Below are 14418 nucleotides of genomic sequence, written 5' to 3' on the forward strand. Positions count from 1 at the left end.
GAAGCTCTGCGGATCGGCAGAGCTTCGCGCCCCCGGAGGCGTAGCCGGTCATCCGGAAGGTCAGACCCGGTCGGCGGCGATCAGGAGGTACTGGAAGGAGCCGTCCTTGTAGGACTCGATGAAGGCCTCCTCGATGCCGGTGACGATCGAGGTGGTGGCGCGGAGCTCCCAGTAGGGGAGGGTCGCCGGGGTGAGGTCGATGACGGCCTGCGGGACCAGGCGGTTGTCGGCCAGGGCGCGCATGTACTCACGGCGGGAGTGGATGTTGCACTCGAAGTGGGCGTTGATCTGGGAGACCCACTTGGAGGGCTGGCCGTAGACCGGGTTCCAGCAGCCGGTGATGGTGACGTAGCGGCCGCCGAGCTTGAGGATGCGCGAGTGCTCGGCGAACAGGTCCTCGAGGTCCACGTACATGCTGGACTCGTTGTTCCAGGACGCGGCGGCCTGGCCGGTCTCGAACGGCATGTTGAGCATGTTGGCGACCCGGGAGCGGACGGCGTGGTCGATGCCGAGCTCGCGGGCGCGGTTGTTGCCGAAGTCGGCCTGGGTGCTGGAGAGGGTGACGCCCTCGACGGTGCAGTTGAAGCGCTGGTGGGCCATCACCATCGAGCCGCCGCGGCCGCAGCCGGCGTCGACCAGGGTGTCCTCGGCGGTGACCGGGCCGAGGTGGTCGAGCAGGACGTTGGTCTGGGCCGACTCCAGACGGTGCAGCTCGGTGATCACCTTCGGCTCGCGCTCGGCGTCGTTGTCGGCCTGGATCGCGGCCTGGTCGACGTCGCCGATGCCGTAGTGGTGGTGGTAGAGGCCGTCCACGTCGCCGAGGAGCAGGTTCACCGGGCGGGCCTCGTTGTTCCAGTACCGGGCGATGTCGCCCTGGTAGCTGGTGGCCGGGCCGGGGATCGCGGCGGTGGTGGGGGCGGCGGTCGTGGTCATGGGGGACTCTCCTCGTCGAAAAGGGTGTGGCGGACGAATGGCGGGCCGGCCGGGGGCCGGCGGCGCTCACCAGAAATCGGGGAGCGTGTAGCGGTAGGTGTTGGTCTGGTGCCAGTTGTGGTTGCCGTCCAGCCAGACCGCGACGCCGCGAAGGAAGCGCAGCAGCGCCGGGTTCGGGTACTCGACGGCCAACTGGGCCGATTCGGCCTCGAAGGCGTACATCAGCTCGTTGTGGACCTCGACGGCCTTGAGGTAGGCCTCGCGGGCCTCCAGCTCCTCGCGCCGGGCGATCACCACGGGGAGGTTGAGGTGCAGGCCGGGGCTCTGCAGCTCCTTGGTGTAGGAGTAGAGGTCGTTGACGATGGTGGTCGCGTTCCCGGCCAGCGCGATCACCCGCTGGAGGGCGGGCAGCGCGTGCAGGTCGGCCGGCAGCTCGTAGCCGCCCACCGTGTCGGTGATGGTCGGGCAGGGGCGGAAGTTGTTGAACTGACGCATCGCCAGGTACTCCCACACCTGGGGCACGTAGTCGGTCTCGTCCCACGCCGCCTCGGCCAGGTAGCCCAGGTGCAGCCGGGCCATGTCGTGCCGGAAGCGGTCGGCCTGGGAGGGGCTGGCGGCCTGCCGGAAGTACTCCATGGCCGAGGAGTACGCCCGGCGCGGCGCGTCGGACTGCAGCGACTCCTGCCAGGCCGGGGTGTACCCGGCGGCGGTGTGCACCGGGTCGAGCGCGGTGTGCGCCAGCAGGAGGCGGCCGCCGAGGCCGACCGGGGAGCCGCCGTGGTCCTCGCAGTAGACGTCGTCGACGACGTTCTCGGCGGCCATCAGCCGGGTGGCGATCATCAGGTGGTCGACGGTCGGCGCGTCCGGGTGGCAGGTCACCATGTAGCGGCCGAGCGAGAAGCCGTCGAACTGGTCCTCCCACTCCGGCGGGTAGAGCGCGACCTCGTGCACCGCCCAGTCCTTGATCCGGCGGCTGACCTCCTCGACCCGTGCCGGGTCCGGCTCGGCGACGGGGTGGAAGTACAGGCCGGGCACCGGATCGCCGGGGGCCGGCTTGCCGGAGGGGGCTGGCTCGGCCGTCGGCGCGGCGATCTCCCGGACGAGGAAGGGGAGTTGCGGCGGCCCGGGCAGCGTGACCGGCACGACCGCGGGGGCCTCTGCCACCTCGACCGCTCCGGTGACCCGGGCCGGCTCGGTGACCTCGGTGACCTGGGGGGCCTCGGTGACCTGAGGGGCCTCCGTGGGGCGCGTCAGGAAGAGGCTGGCGGTGCCCAGGCCGCTCGGGCCGCGCAACAGCCGCCCCAGCTCCTGGAGTTCGGTCCCGGTCATGCGGCCGCCCCGATCTGGCAGTTCTCCAGCAGCCCGAGCGCGTCCGGCACCAGGACGGCGGCCGAGTGGTAGCCGCTGACCAGGTACCGCAGCACGGACTGCTGGTTGATGCCCATGAAGCGGACGTTCAGCCCGGGCTCGACCTCCTCCGGGAGGTCCTTGGGGCGCAGGCCGATCACGCCCTGCTGCTCCTCGCCGAAGCGCATCGCCATCACGGTGGAGGTGTGGGTGTCGGAGACCGGGATCTTCGAGCAGGGGAAGATCGGCACGCCCCGCCAACCGGGCACCAGCTTGCCGTTGACCTCGGCCGGGGCCGGGTACAGGCCGCGCTTGTTGCACTCGGCGAAGAAGGCCGCGATCACCTTCGGGTGCGCGAAGAAGGCGTGGGTGGAGCGCCGCATGGCGAGCAGCTGGTCCAGGTCGTCCGGGGTCGGCGGGCCGCTGCGGGTGGAGATCCGCTGGTCGTAGGCGGCGTTGTGGAGCAGCCCGAACTCGCGGTTGTTGACGATCTCGTGCTCCTCCCGCTCGCGCAGCTCCTCCACCGTCAGGCGCAGCTGCTGCTGCAGCTGGTCCATCGGGTCGTTGTAGAGGTCGGAGACCCGGGTGTGCACCTGGAGGATGGTCTGTGCCACCGACAACTCGTACTCGCGGGGCGCGAGTTCGTAGTCCACGAAGCTGGTGGGGATCTGCGGCTCGCCGTGGTGGCCGGCGCTGATGGCGATCTCGGCCTCGCCCTTGCGGTTGACGGCGAGGCCCGCGCGGGCCCGGAACTCCTCGGTGTGCGCCCGCAACGAGGGCGTGCGGTCCAGGAGTTCGCGGTACCGCTCCCAGGGGAGCGCGAGCACGGTGGCGTCGGTGGCGGCGCGCACGGTGGCCGACCACTCGGCGTTCGGGCGCAGGTGGGCCTCGTCGCCCAGGTGGGCGCCGTCGGTGACCACGCCGACCACCTGGGCCTCGCCGTACTTGCCCTCGACGATCCGCTCGAACCGGCCGTGGGCGATCAGGAAGACCTCCTCCACCGGCTGCCCCTGACCGGCCAGCAGGTCACCGGCCCGGACCTCGCGGACCCGGAAGCCGGCGGCCAGTTCGGCCAGCACCGCCTGGTCCGGGTAGCCGCGCAGGGCGGGCAGCGCGTCCAAGGAGGCCGGTACGGGCCGGACTTGGTCCGCACCCTCCTGGACGAAGAGCACCCGTCCGGAGCCGGTCCTCAGCAGCAGCCGCCGGTTGACCCGGTACGTTCCGGCCGCCACCTCCACCCAGGGCATGGCACGCAGCAGGTTCCGGGAGGTGATCCCCTGCATCTGCGGTTCGGACTTGGTGGTCGTGGCCAGCAGCCTGGCCGCCTGCGTGGACAGGCTCGACTGCGGCGTGGGTGGTGCTCCCAGGCCAAGCATGACTTCTCCTCGGGGAAAGGGCTCTCACGGGGCTGCCGGGGCGCGGTGCGCACCGCGATCGGGCACGAGCGGACGGCACGGACCGGCCGTCCCGGCGCGGTGCCCGGGGCGTCGGTTGCCCGTTCTGGTTCTGATCGGTTCGTTCAGAGGTGCCGAGGTGCCGGTATTCGCCGTCCGTCCGGTCTCACATCGGTGTCTCTCCCCAGACCGTCGGTCGGCTTCCGAGATCATGATTGCGGAGTCCGGGCGGAAGTCGGGCCGAAGGATCGGAAGAGACCGAATGTGATCGTTCCGGTTCGCACGACTGTACTGGCGGGTGTGCGAACGCTCGATCGCCGTACGGTGCAACGCTCCTGACGGTCCGTAATCTCTGCCCGTGGGAACGCCGCGCGGGCCTGGTTTCTCTGTGTCATCCACCAATACGGCAGCCCGGTGGTGCGGGGAGAGACTTTCGGCCACGGCCGTGCACGGTGCACGGTCCGGAAGGGGGACCGTCCATGAGCGGGCAGCAGTACGACGCGATCGGTGAGGCCTTCGAGGGCTTCAAGGCCCTGCCGCTGATGCGTTTCGGTGAGGTGCCGAGCTTCCTGGAGCTGGTGGGGGACGTGCGGGGCCGGTCCGTCCTCGACCTGGCCTGCGGCACCGGCTTCTACAGCCGGGAGTTCAAGCGCCGCGGCGCGGGCGAGGTGTTCGGGGTGGACATCTCGGTGGAGATGATCGCCGCCGCGCGGGAGATCGAGCAGCGCGAGCCGCTGGGCGTGCGCTACGAGGTCGGTGACGTGCTGGAACTCGGCGACCTGGAACGGCAGTTCGACGTCGCGCTCGGGGTGCAGTGTCTCAACTACGCCCAGTCCGTGGCCGAGATGGAGCGGATGTGCCGCAACATCCACCGCAGCCTGGTGCCGGGCGGTGAGTTCTTCGTGCTGGCGCAGAAGCCGGACTACGCCTTCGACTGCGCCGACCTGGAGAGTTACGGCTTCCGCTGCGAGCCGGCCGGTGAGATCGAGACCGGCACCCGGGTGCGGGTCACCGCGCTGCTGGAGCCGGAGCCGATCACCATCGTCTCCTCGGCGCCGCGCCGCGAGGTCTACGAGAAGTGCCTCCAGGCGGCCGGTTTCAGCGAGGTCGAGTGGGTGCCGCTGCGGATCACCGAGGCCGGACTGCGGGAGTACGGCGAGGAGTTCTGGGCCGAGGCGCTCGCCCACCCGCCGCTGGAGATGTTCCGCGCCCGCGCCTGACGCCGGGTCGGCCGTTCGGCAAAAACCGCTTGGCAGCGCAGGGCGCGCACTGCTAACTGCTTGGTCATGGCTCTCTACACACCGTTCACGCCGTTCGACACCGGGCTCCTCGACACCGGCGACGGGAACCGCGTCTACTACGAGCAGTACGGAAATCCGGAAGGCAAGCCCGCGCTCGGGGTGCACGGTGGCCCCGGCGCGGGCAGTCCGCGGAACCCGCTGCGGGCCTGGGACCCGGAGCGCTACCGGGTGATCCGCTTCGACCAACGCAACTGCGGGCGCAGCACCCCGCACGCGAGTGACCCGGCGGCGGACATGAGCCTCAACACCACCTGGCACCTGGTCGAGGACATGGAGCGTCTGCGCGAGCACCTCGGCATCGACAAGTGGCTGGTCAACGGCGCCTCCTGGGGCGTGACACTGGCCCTGGCCTACGCGCAGCGGCACCCCGAGCGGGTCAGCGAGATGATCCTCCAGGCCGTGATGACCAGCAGCCGGGCCGAGATCGACTGGCTCTACCGGGGCGCCGGACGCTTCCACCCCGAGGCCTGGGACCGCTTCCGCGCGGGCGTCCCCGAGGCTGAGCGGGACGGCGACCTCCCGGCGGCCTACGCCCGGCTGATGGAGCACCCCGACCGCGACGTCCGGGCGAAGGCCGCCGCCGACTGGCTCGCCTGGGAGGACGCCGTCATCTCGCTGGAGCCCAACAACCGCCCGGGCATGTACAGCGACCGGGTCGGCGACGACCAGATCGCCTTCGTCCGGATCTGCTCGCACTTCTTCGGCCACGGCGCCTGGCTGACGGAGGACCAGATCCTGTGCGACGCACCCCAGTTGGCGGGCATCCCGGGCGTGGTGGTGACCGGCCGCCACGACATGGGCTGCCCGCCGCAGACCGCCTGGCGGCTGGCGCGGGCCTGGCCGGGCGCCCGGCTGCACATCTCGGAGGACTCCGGCCACATCGGCAGCGAGAGCATGGTGAAGGTGGTCCACGACGCCATCGAGGAGTTCAAGAACCGTTGACCCGACCGGGGGAAGGTCAACTCGGCTTGCCGTCAAGGTGCTTGACTGCGGGTCGGGCTGGCCACATCCTTACCGAGCGGTAAGACCGCCCGGTAACCACGGCTGGAGCAGGTCCGTGGCGGTGTGCCGTCCCCCACCCCTCGTCACCGCCACGGAGGCACCCCCATGCCGACGACCCGGATCCCGCGCGCCCGCGCGGCCCTCACCACCCTCGCCCTCACGGCCTCGCTCGCCGCTGGCGCCCTCACCGGAGCCGGCCCGGCGGCCGCCGCCACGGCCCAGGGCCCGTACGCGCGCTACGTCGCCCTCGGCGACTCCTACGCCTCCGGCGCCGGGGTGCCGACCCAGGTCGACACCGCCTGTGCCCGCTCGGACAAGAACTACCCCTCGGTGCTGGCCGCGGCCCTGGCGCCGGGCGCGAAGGCGGACGTCACCTGCGGCGGCGCCACCACCGTCCACATGACGACCACGCAGAGCGGCTCCGCCGGGCCGCAGTTCGACGCGCTGACCGCCGACACCGACCTGGTGACGCTGACCATCGGCGGCAACGACGTGGGCTTCGCCGACATCATCCTGCGCTGCACCACGCTGGGCTTCTTCAACGGCAACGGTGCTCCCTGCAAGGGGAGTTACACCTCCGGCGGGGCGGACCAGCTGGCCGCCAAGGTGGACGCCACCGGGGCCAAGGTCGGGGCGGTGCTGGACGGCATCCGGCAGCGGGCGCCCCGGGCGGCGGTGCTGGTCACGGGCTATCCGGCGATCCTGCCGGACGACGGGTCCAACTGCTGGGCCACCGTCAGCATCGCCAAGGGGGACGCGCCCTGGCTGCGTGACACCGAGAAGCGGCTCAACTCGGTGATCGCCGCCCAGGCCGCCGCGCACGGCGCCCGCTACGCGGACGTCTACGGGCCCTCGGTGGGTCACGACGTCTGCAAGCCGGTGGGGACGCGGTGGCTGGAGCCGCTGTTCGGCAGCGGAGCGGCGGCCTTCCACCCGAACGCGGCGGGGGAGCGCTCGATGGCCGAGGCGGTGCGCGTGGTGCTGGCTGGCTGAGCCCCGGCGGCCCGCGGTGCGTGACGACCTGCTGTGCGTGGCGACCTGCGGTGAGCTGTGTTGAACGTGTTCAGTTATCCGTCTAGAGTCGTCCTCGTCGCAGGGCGGAGCGAGCCGCGCCGCCGTCACGAGGGGGACCGCCATGCCCGAGCACGACTTCGCCCGCTGGGTGGACCACTTCCACGCCGAGGCCGCCCGCCGGGCCGCCACCGCCGAGCCCGACTGGTCGGCGGGGGCGCGGCTGCCGGACACCGTCTGGGCGAGCCTGCAGAAGTTCCAGGTCGGCGAGGACGGCGACGGGGCCAACCTGATCGGCAAGGCCGACGACGAGGGCGACCCGGACTACGCGTTGGCCGCCCGGCTGTTCGTCGCCGAGGAGCAGAACCACGCCCGGCTGCTGGCCCGGCTGTTGGAGGCCGGTGGCCGCCCGACCCTGGACGGGCACTGGAGCGACCGGGTCTTCGTCCTGGTCCGGCGGCTGCTCGGGATGCGCACCGAGCTGCTCGTGCTGATGATCGCCGAGCTGGTCGCCGTCCCGTACTACCGCGAGGTCCGGGACGGCGCCGGCGATCCGCTGGTGAGCGAGGTGGCCGGGCGGATCATGGCCGACGAGGAGCGGCACATCCCCTTCCACTGCGAGCGGCTGGCCGACTCGCTGGCCGAACTCGGCCCGGCCGCCCGGCGGGTGACGGTCGGTGGGTGGCGGCTGCTGCTGCTCGGAGCCGCGCTCTTCGTGGCGGTCGACCACGGCCCCGCGCTGCGGGACCTCGGAGCCCGGCGCTCCCGCTTCGTCCGGGACGTGTTCCGCCGCTCGGGCCCGGTAGCGGCCGCGATCCTCGGCGGCGCGGCCCAGGTCCGGACGGACCGTCAGCGCGCGGTGCCGCAGGCCGCCTGACGGAGCGTGCGCCCCCCATGAGCCGGAGGCCCGGCCGGACTGCCCCACGGGGGTGGACAGTCCGGCCGGGCCTCCGTCGTGACCGCCGGGCGCGCGCTCCCTCTCACGCCCCCACGTACGCGGCCAGGTGCTCGCCCGTCAGGGTGGAGCGGGCGGCGACCAGTTCGGCCGGGGTGCCCTCGAAGACCACCGTGCCGCCGTCGTGGCCGGCGCCCGGACCGAGGTCGACGATCCAGTCGGCGTGGGCCATCACGGCCTGGTGGTGCTCCACCACGATCACCGACTTTCCGGAGTCCACCAGCCGGTCCAGCAGCCCGAGCAGCTGCTCCACGTCGGCCAGGTGCAGGCCGGTGGTCGGCTCGTCCAGGACGTAGAGACCGCCCTTCTCGCCCATGTGGGTGGCCAGCTTGAGCCGCTGGCGCTCGCCGCCGGAGAGGGTGGTGAGCGGCTGACCGAGGGTCAGGTAGCCGAGCCCGACGTCGGCCAGCCGGTCCAGCACCCGGTGCGCGGCCGGGGTGGCGCCGGCCCCGCCGGAGCCGAAGAACTCCTCGGCCTCGGTGACCGACATGGCCAGCACCTCGCTGATGTCCTTGCCGCCCAGGTGGTAGTCCAGCACCGAGGCGTCGAACCGCTTCCCCTCGCACTCCTCGCAGGTGGTCGCCACCCCGGCCATCATCGCCAGGTCGGTGTAGATCACCCCCGCGCCGTTGCAGGTCGGGCAGGCGCCCTCGGAGTTCGCGCTGAACAGGGCCGGCTTCACCCCGTTCTCCTTGGCGAAGGCCTTGCGGATCGGCTCCAGCAGCCCGGTGTACGTCGCCGGGTTGCTCCGCCGCGAGCCGCGGATCGGGCTCTGGTCCACCACCACCACGCCCGCCTCGGCAGCCGCCCGGCTGCGCACCAGCGAGCCGTGCACCAGCGAGCTCTTGCCCGAGCCCGCCACGCCGGTGACCACCACCAGCACCCCGAGCGGGACGTCCACGTCCACCTTCCGCAGGTTGTGGGTGCTCGCGCCGCGGATCTCCAGCACCTCGGAGGACTTGCGCACCTCCGCCTTGAGCGAGGCCCGGTCGTCCAGGTGACGGCCCGTCACCGTGCCGCCCTTGCGCAGCCCCTCGACCGTGCCCTCGAAGCAGACCGTGCCGCCCGCCGTCCCGGCGCCGGGACCGAGGTCCACCACGTGGTCGGCGATCGCGATGACCTCCGGCTTGTGCTCCACCACCAGCACCGTGTTGCCCTTGTCGCGCAGGCGCAGCAGCAGCTCGTTCATCCGCTGGATGTCGTGTGGGTGCAGACCGGTGGTGGGCTCGTCGAAGACGTAGGTGACGTCGGTGAGCGAGGAGCCGAGATGACGGATCATCTTGACCCGCTGCGCCTCGCCGCCCGAGAGCGTCCCGGCCGGGCGGTCCAGCGAGAGGTAGCCGAGGCCGATCTCCACGAAGGAGTCGAGGGTGTGGCCGAGCGAGTCCAGCAGCGGGGCCACCGAGGGCTCCTTCAACCCGCGCACCCAGTCGGCCAGGTCGCTGATCTGCATGGCGCAGGCGTCGGCGATGCTCACCTTGCCGATCTTCGAGGAGCGGGCCGCCTCGCTGAGCCGGGTGCCGCCGCAGTCGGGACAGGCGGTGAAGGTGACGGCGCGGTCCACGAAGGCGCGGATGTGCGGCTGCATCGCCTCCCGGTCCTTGGAGAGGAAGGACTTGCGGAGCTTGGGGATCAGGCCCTCGTAGGTGAGGTTCACCCCGTTGACCTTGACCTTGGTCGGCTCGCGGTGGAGGAAGTCCTGCATCTCCTTCTTGCTGTACTCGCGGATCGGCTTGTCCGGGTCCAGGAAGCCGGAGTTGGCGAAGATGCCGACCGTCCAGACGTTGTCCGCCTTGTAGCCGGGGATGGTGATGGCGCCCTCGGAGATCGACTTGGAGTCGTCGAAGAGCTCGGCCAGGTCGAGGTCGGAGACGCTGCCCCGGCCCTCGCAGTTCGGACACATGCCGCCGGTGATGCTGAAGCTGCGCCGCTCCTTGACGGTCTTTCCGGCCTTCTCGACGGTGACGGCGCCCGCGCCGCTGATCGAGGCGACGTTGAAGGAGAAGGCCTGCGGCGAGCCGATGTGCGGCTTGCCGAGGCGGCTGAACAGGATCCGCAGCATCGCGTTGGCGTCGGTGGCGGTGCCGACGGTGGAGCGCGGGTCGGCGCCCATCCGCTGCTGGTCCACGATGATGGCGGTGGTCAGGCCCTCCAGTACGTCCACGTCGGGCCGGGCCAGGTTGGGCATGAAGCCCTGGACGAATGCGCTGTAGGTCTCGTTGATCATCCGCTGCGAGTCCGCCGCAATGGTGTCGAAGACCAGCGAGCTCTTCCCGGAGCCGGACACCCCGGTGAACACCGTCAGGCGGCGCTTGGGGAGCTCCACGCTGACGTTCTTGAGGTTGTTCTCGCGCGCGCCGTGGACCCGGATCAGGTCGTGGCTGTCGGCGACGTGCGGTGCGGGCGACTGCTTGGCGGCCTTGCTGGCAGGCATGCTGTCCGACTCCATCCTTACGACGGGACCGCGCGTATGCGCTCCCTGACCGTGTTCCTGGCTCGGCTCGATACTGCCAGCTCGAGCGGACGGCGCACGGTCGGGAGGGCGCGGCGCGTCAGTCCTGGATGCGGCGCCAGGGGCGGTCGGCCTCCAGGGCGAAGGCGAGTTCCAGCAGGAGGCGCTCCTGGCCGTGGGCGGCGGAGAGGTGGACGCCGATCGGCAGGCCGTTGTCGGCCGTGCCGGTGGGGAGGGTGATGGCCGGGCCGCCGGTGACGTTGTTGACGGGCGTGATCGCGACGTAGCGCAGCAGACGCTCCGTCAGCTCCTCGAACTCCACGGTGGGGCTGAGGTGGCCGAGCGGTGGAGTGGTGTGGGCCAGGGTGGGGGAGAGGATCGCGTCGTGGTCCCGGAAGATGCCGGCGTAGGTGCGCTCGGCCTGCCGCAGGCGGCGCAGCACGCCCGGGCCCCGGCGGTACTCGCGCAGGAAGCTGCGGCGCAGGCCGGTGGTGAGCGGGTCGAGGTCGCGGGAGCGGAAGCTGCGGTCCACCACCAGGCGGCCGGTGGAGGCGATCACGAAGGCGATGAAGCCCCAGTAGAGCAGGAAGTCGCGGGAGAACTCGGCGCCGAACGGCAGGGTGGCGGGGGTGACCTGATGGCCCATCGCCTCCAGCCGGGCCGCCGTCTCCTCCACCGCCCGGCGGGTCTGCTCGTCGCTCGCCGCGATCGGGGAGTCCACCACCAGGCCGATCCGGAGCTTGCGGGTGCCCGGGCCTTCGACCAGGCCGATCGGCGGCAGGGCGGGGCCGCGGGTGCTGCGGTGGTGCTGCTCGGCGGCTGCGTAGAAGGCCGCGGTGTCGCGGACGGAGCGGGTGACCACGCCGTCGGTGACGATGTCCAGCGGGAGTTGGCGGCCCTGCTCGTTGGCGACCAGCCGGCCCCGGGTCGGCTTGAGGCCGACCAGGCCGCAGGCGGCCGCCGGGATGCGGATCGAGCCGCCGCCGTCGTTGGCGTGCGCGATCGGCACCACGCCGGAGGCCACCAGCACGGCCGAACCGCCGGAGGAGGCACCGGAGGAGTGCGAGGTCTCCCAGGGGTTGCGGACCGGCTCGGCGGCGGCGTACTCGGTGGTCGCGTTCAGCCCGAACTCCGGGAGCCGGGTCTTGCCGAGCACCGTCACCCCGGTGGTGAGGAGGAGCTCCGTGAACGGCGCGCTGCGGCGGGCCGGGCGGGGACGGAAGGCGGCGCTGCCGTGGCCGGTCGGCACGCCGAGCAGGTCGACGTTGTCCTTGAGGTAGGTCGGCACGCCGTACAGCGGGCCGTCGGGAGCGCCGGGGGCGGAGCGCGGGGTGTCGTGCAGCGGGAAGGCGACGGGGCGCAGCGCCTCGACCTTGCCGGCCCGGGCGGCGGCAGCGGCGGCCAGCTCGGCCGGGCTCACCTCACCGGAGCGGACGGCGGCCGCCAGGGCCACCGCGTCGTGCTCGCCCAGCGCGTCGTTGCCGAACGCGTGCACCCGGCCCTGGCCGTCGGTCATGTCGTCCCCTCCGTACCTACTTACCGCCCGGTAACGTCGCGGGCAGGGCAGCAGTGTACGGGTGGGGCGGTGGTGCGGCCAGAGGGCGGGTGGGTCCGGGGAAGCGGGTGGAAAGCGCTTGCTGACGGGGCGTCGGAAATCACGTTGACCCTTCGTCCGCGACCCGGCGAGGGTGGCGGTGACGACCTGACGATCGTTTCCAGGGGGCCGCTGATGATGTTCGGGAGTTCTGACGAGTGGTGGGTGATCTTCATCCTGCCGGCGGTGTTCTGGGTGCCGCTCGGGCCCTTCGTCATGGCGGCGATGGGCGTCGCCTGCGCCCGGCGCCCGGGCTGGCGGACCCGGCTGGCCTCGGTCCTGCTGCCGCTGCTGCCGGTCACCGTGGTCGGCGTCATCGCGGTGCTGCCGACCGACACCTGGGACGAGGAGACCTGGCTTCCCGACCTGCTGCTGGGCTTCGTCGGGTTCTACGTCGGGCTGATCACCGTGCTGCCCTGGCTGATCGGGTACCTGGCGGTGCGGGTCTCCCGGGCCGTGAAGGCCCGGCGCGGGGTGGCGCCGTTGGTGGTCACGGAGGTGACGGTGGGTCAGGAGGACATCAGCCCGCCGCGGTAGGAGATGGCCACCGCCTGGGAGCGGTCGCGGGCGCCGAGCTTGGCCAGCACCCGCTTCATGTGGGTCTTGACGGTGGACTCGGCGAGGAAGAGCCGGGTGGCGATCTCGGGGTTCGACCAGCCCTCGGAGGCCAGCCGGAGCACCTCGCGTTCGCGGGTGGTGAGGCGGCCCAGGCGTGGATCCTCAGGCCGGGAAAGCGCTTTCCCCGGCGTGGCGGAGGCGATCCGGTCCACCAGCGCCCGGGTGACCGCCGGGTCCAGCAGCGCCTCGCCGGCGGCGACCGCCCGGACGGCCTCGATGAGGCGCTCCGGTGAGGCCCGCTTGAGCAGGAAAGCGCTTGCCCCGGCCCGCAGCGCCTCCCAGACGTACTCGTCGTGCTGGAACACCGTCAGCACCAGCACCCTCGCGGGGTGCTCCCCGGCGACGATCCGGCGGGTGGCCTCGATGCCGTCGATCCCCGGCATCCGTACGTCCATCAGCACCACGTCCGGCCGCAGTTCCTGGCAGAGCCGCACCGCCGCCAGTCCGTCGGCCGCCTGTCCGACCACCTCCAGGCCCTCGTCGGTGCCCAGCACCAGGGCGATCCCGGCCCGCAGCAGCGCGTCGTCCTCGGCGACCACCAGCCGGATCCGCACTGTTGCCCGTCCTGCCGGTTCCTGACCCGCCGTCACCGGACCGGCAGGACGGCGTGCAGCCGGAACCCGCCCCGGTCACCTCCCCCGTGCTCCACGCTGCCGCCGAGCATCGAGACCCGCTCCGAAATGCCGATCAGCCCCCGTCCGGGCACGTAGCCCTCGGCCGGCCCCCGGCCGTCGTCGCTGACCTCGATCTCCAGGCGGTCCCCGCGCCGCCGCACCGAGACGTCCGCCGAGGCGGCCCGGCCATGCTTGACGGTGTTGGTCAGCGCCTCCTGGACGATCCGGTAGGCGGAGACGTCGATGCTGCGCGGGAGCCGGGCGACGGCTCCCGGGTCCACCCGCAGGTCCACCGTCAGCCCGGCCCGGTCCATCCGCCCCGTGAGCCGGCCGAGGTCCGCGAGCCCCGGCCGTCCTGACGGATCGTCCGGATCCTGCCCATGCCCATGCCCCTGCTCCCGATCCGGCTCCGGCCCTGGCTGGTGGCGGAGCGCGGCCAGCACCCGGTCCAGCTCGTCCAGGGCGTCCCGGCCGGTCTGCTCCAGCTCCGTGAGCACCGTGCGGGTGCGCTCCGGTTCCCGGTCCAGCAGCCGCCGGGCCGCGCCCGCCTGGACCAGCATCACGTTCACCGTGTGCCCGACCAGGTCGTGCAACTCCCGTGCCATCCGTGCCCGTTCGCCGTTCACCGCCTCCCGGTGCAGCCTGGCCCTGGCCGCCTCCCGCTCCTCCAGCCGGCGCGCCGTGCCGTAGCCGATCGCCCAGCCGAGCAGCCAGAGGAAGAGCACCCCGGCAGGGATCGCCGGGTAGGCGCGGGCCCCCTCCGAGCCGGTGAAGTACCCCGCCATCCCGGCCAGCGCGATGAACGGTCCGGCCCACGCCCGGGCGCGGGTGCCGTACAGGCCGAGCGCGTGCAGCACCACGATGTTGGCGTACGGGGCGACCGGCGAGGTCAGCACCCAGAGCGACTCGGCCGAGAGCGCCGCGGTGGCTGCCAGGTAGGCGCTCAACGGGGTCGAGCGGCGGGCGGCGACGGCCGCCGCCTGGACGGTGCTGAGCAGTACGGCGAGCGGCATCCTGTCGCCCAACTCCGCTGCCACCGCCGTGCGTTCGACGAGCATGGCGGCGAGGAAGGCGGAGGCGAGGAGCAGGTCCAGCACGAGGCTGCGGGACGGTCGCGTCATGTGGTGGGTTCCCGGGCAGGTCGTGGAGGGATCTCGGGCGGGGCGTGCGAAGGTCCGTTCTACCGGTGCCAGGGTG

General features: G+C 72.2%; 12 protein-coding genes. 5 read left to right on the plus strand and 7 right to left on the minus strand.

Annotation, left to right across the window (positions count from 1 at the left end):
- Positions 1-60: 60 nt before the first annotated feature.
- The 3 genes from ACZ6ZR_RS24000 to ACZ6ZR_RS24010 form a co-directional block, all read right to left on the minus strand.
- Positions 61-933, minus strand: coding sequence for a geranyl diphosphate 2-C-methyltransferase (locus tag ACZ6ZR_RS24000; protein WP_465645455.1), 873 nt, complete (start codon positions 931-933; stop codon positions 61-63).
- A gap of 66 nt (positions 934-999) precedes the next feature.
- Positions 1000-2262 (minus strand): family 2 encapsulin nanocompartment cargo protein terpene cyclase, encoded by a 1263-nt coding sequence (locus ACZ6ZR_RS24005; protein ID WP_465645457.1) that lies wholly within the window; start codon positions 2260-2262, stop codon positions 1000-1002.
- Positions 2259-3656: a family 2B encapsulin nanocompartment shell protein gene (locus ACZ6ZR_RS24010; RefSeq protein ID WP_465645459.1), complete on the minus strand. Its 1398-nt coding sequence runs from the start codon at positions 3654-3656 to the stop codon at positions 2259-2261. The genes ACZ6ZR_RS24005 and ACZ6ZR_RS24010 overlap by 4 nt, the downstream gene beginning before the upstream one ends.
- Before the next feature lie 497 nt (positions 3657-4153).
- On the opposite strand from ACZ6ZR_RS24010, the gene ACZ6ZR_RS24015 reads away from it, so the two are divergent.
- From ACZ6ZR_RS24015 to ACZ6ZR_RS24030, 4 genes are all read left to right on the plus strand, one after another.
- The gene (locus ACZ6ZR_RS24015) at positions 4154-4894 is read left to right on the plus strand and encodes a class I SAM-dependent methyltransferase (RefSeq protein WP_465645460.1); all 741 of its coding nucleotides are present in this window, start codon (positions 4154-4156) and stop codon (positions 4892-4894) included.
- Positions 4895-4960: 66 nt separating this feature from the next.
- Positions 4961-5917: a prolyl aminopeptidase gene (gene pip / locus ACZ6ZR_RS24020; protein WP_465645461.1), complete on the plus strand. Its 957-nt coding sequence runs from the start codon at positions 4961-4963 to the stop codon at positions 5915-5917.
- 165 nt (positions 5918-6082) lie between these two features.
- Positions 6083-6970, plus strand: coding sequence for an SGNH/GDSL hydrolase family protein (locus ACZ6ZR_RS24025; RefSeq protein WP_465645462.1), 888 nt, complete (start codon positions 6083-6085; stop codon positions 6968-6970).
- A gap of 142 nt (positions 6971-7112) precedes the next feature.
- Positions 7113-7865 carry a ferritin-like domain-containing protein gene (locus ACZ6ZR_RS24030; protein ID WP_465645464.1) on the plus strand — a complete coding sequence of 251 codons (753 nt, stop codon included), beginning with the start codon at positions 7113-7115 and terminating at the stop codon, positions 7863-7865.
- Between the two features lie 103 nt (positions 7866-7968).
- Here the strand turns inward: ACZ6ZR_RS24030 and ACZ6ZR_RS24035 are convergent, their stop codons facing one another.
- Both ACZ6ZR_RS24035 and ACZ6ZR_RS24040 read right to left on the minus strand, forming a co-directional pair.
- Positions 7969-10377: an ATP-binding cassette domain-containing protein gene (locus ACZ6ZR_RS24035; RefSeq protein ID WP_465645466.1), complete on the minus strand. Its 2409-nt coding sequence runs from the start codon at positions 10375-10377 to the stop codon at positions 7969-7971.
- Positions 10378-10495: 118 nt separating this feature from the next.
- Positions 10496-11911, minus strand: coding sequence for an amidase (locus ACZ6ZR_RS24040; protein WP_465645468.1), 1416 nt, complete (start codon positions 11909-11911; stop codon positions 10496-10498).
- A gap of 213 nt (positions 11912-12124) precedes the next feature.
- Here ACZ6ZR_RS24040 and ACZ6ZR_RS24045 point away from each other — a divergent pair, with 213 nt between their 5' ends.
- Positions 12125-12526, plus strand: a complete 402-nt coding sequence (locus tag ACZ6ZR_RS24045) for a hypothetical protein (protein ID WP_465645470.1) — start codon at positions 12125-12127, stop codon at positions 12524-12526.
- Here ACZ6ZR_RS24045 and ACZ6ZR_RS24050 read toward each other — a convergent pair.
- Together ACZ6ZR_RS24050 and ACZ6ZR_RS24055 are read right to left on the minus strand one after the other, a co-directional pair.
- Complete coding sequence (locus tag ACZ6ZR_RS24050; RefSeq protein ID WP_465645471.1) at positions 12499-13161, minus strand: response regulator; 663 nt, start codon at positions 13159-13161, stop codon at positions 12499-12501. The genes ACZ6ZR_RS24045 and ACZ6ZR_RS24050 overlap by 28 nt on opposite strands.
- A gap of 32 nt (positions 13162-13193) precedes the next feature.
- Positions 13194-14342 carry a sensor histidine kinase gene (locus ACZ6ZR_RS24055; RefSeq protein ID WP_465645473.1) on the minus strand — a complete coding sequence of 383 codons (1149 nt, stop codon included), beginning with the start codon at positions 14340-14342 and terminating at the stop codon, positions 13194-13196.
- Positions 14343-14418 lie beyond the last annotated feature (76 nt).

It is taken from the genome of Kitasatospora sp. NPDC088742, from assembly GCF_055584905.1.

What these genes read in the sequence shown, in the direction of transcription:
- ACZ6ZR_RS24000 (WP_465645455.1), bottom strand. Translation starts at nt 933, where the DNA reads ATGACCACGACCGCCGCCCCCACCACCGCCGCGATCCCCGGCCCGGCC.
- ACZ6ZR_RS24005 (WP_465645457.1), bottom strand. Translation starts at nt 2,262, where the DNA reads ATGACCGGGACCGAACTCCAGGAGCTGGGGCGGCTGTTGCGCGGCCCG.
- ACZ6ZR_RS24010 (WP_465645459.1), bottom strand. Translation starts at nt 3,656, where the DNA reads ATGCTTGGCCTGGGAGCACCACCCACGCCGCAGTCGAGCCTGTCCACG.
- ACZ6ZR_RS24015 (WP_465645460.1), top strand. Translation starts at nt 4,154, where the DNA reads ATGAGCGGGCAGCAGTACGACGCGATCGGTGAGGCCTTCGAGGGCTTC.
- pip (WP_465645461.1), top strand. Translation starts at nt 4,961, where the DNA reads ATGGCTCTCTACACACCGTTCACGCCGTTCGACACCGGGCTCCTCGAC.
- ACZ6ZR_RS24025 (WP_465645462.1), top strand. Translation starts at nt 6,083, where the DNA reads ATGCCGACGACCCGGATCCCGCGCGCCCGCGCGGCCCTCACCACCCTC.
- ACZ6ZR_RS24030 (WP_465645464.1), top strand. Translation starts at nt 7,113, where the DNA reads ATGCCCGAGCACGACTTCGCCCGCTGGGTGGACCACTTCCACGCCGAG.
- ACZ6ZR_RS24035 (WP_465645466.1), bottom strand. Translation starts at nt 10,377, where the DNA reads ATGCCTGCCAGCAAGGCCGCCAAGCAGTCGCCCGCACCGCACGTCGCC.
- ACZ6ZR_RS24040 (WP_465645468.1), bottom strand. Translation starts at nt 11,911, where the DNA reads ATGACCGACGGCCAGGGCCGGGTGCACGCGTTCGGCAACGACGCGCTG.
- ACZ6ZR_RS24045 (WP_465645470.1), top strand. Translation starts at nt 12,125, where the DNA reads ATGATGTTCGGGAGTTCTGACGAGTGGTGGGTGATCTTCATCCTGCCG.
- ACZ6ZR_RS24055 (WP_465645473.1), bottom strand. Translation starts at nt 14,342, where the DNA reads ATGACGCGACCGTCCCGCAGCCTCGTGCTGGACCTGCTCCTCGCCTCC.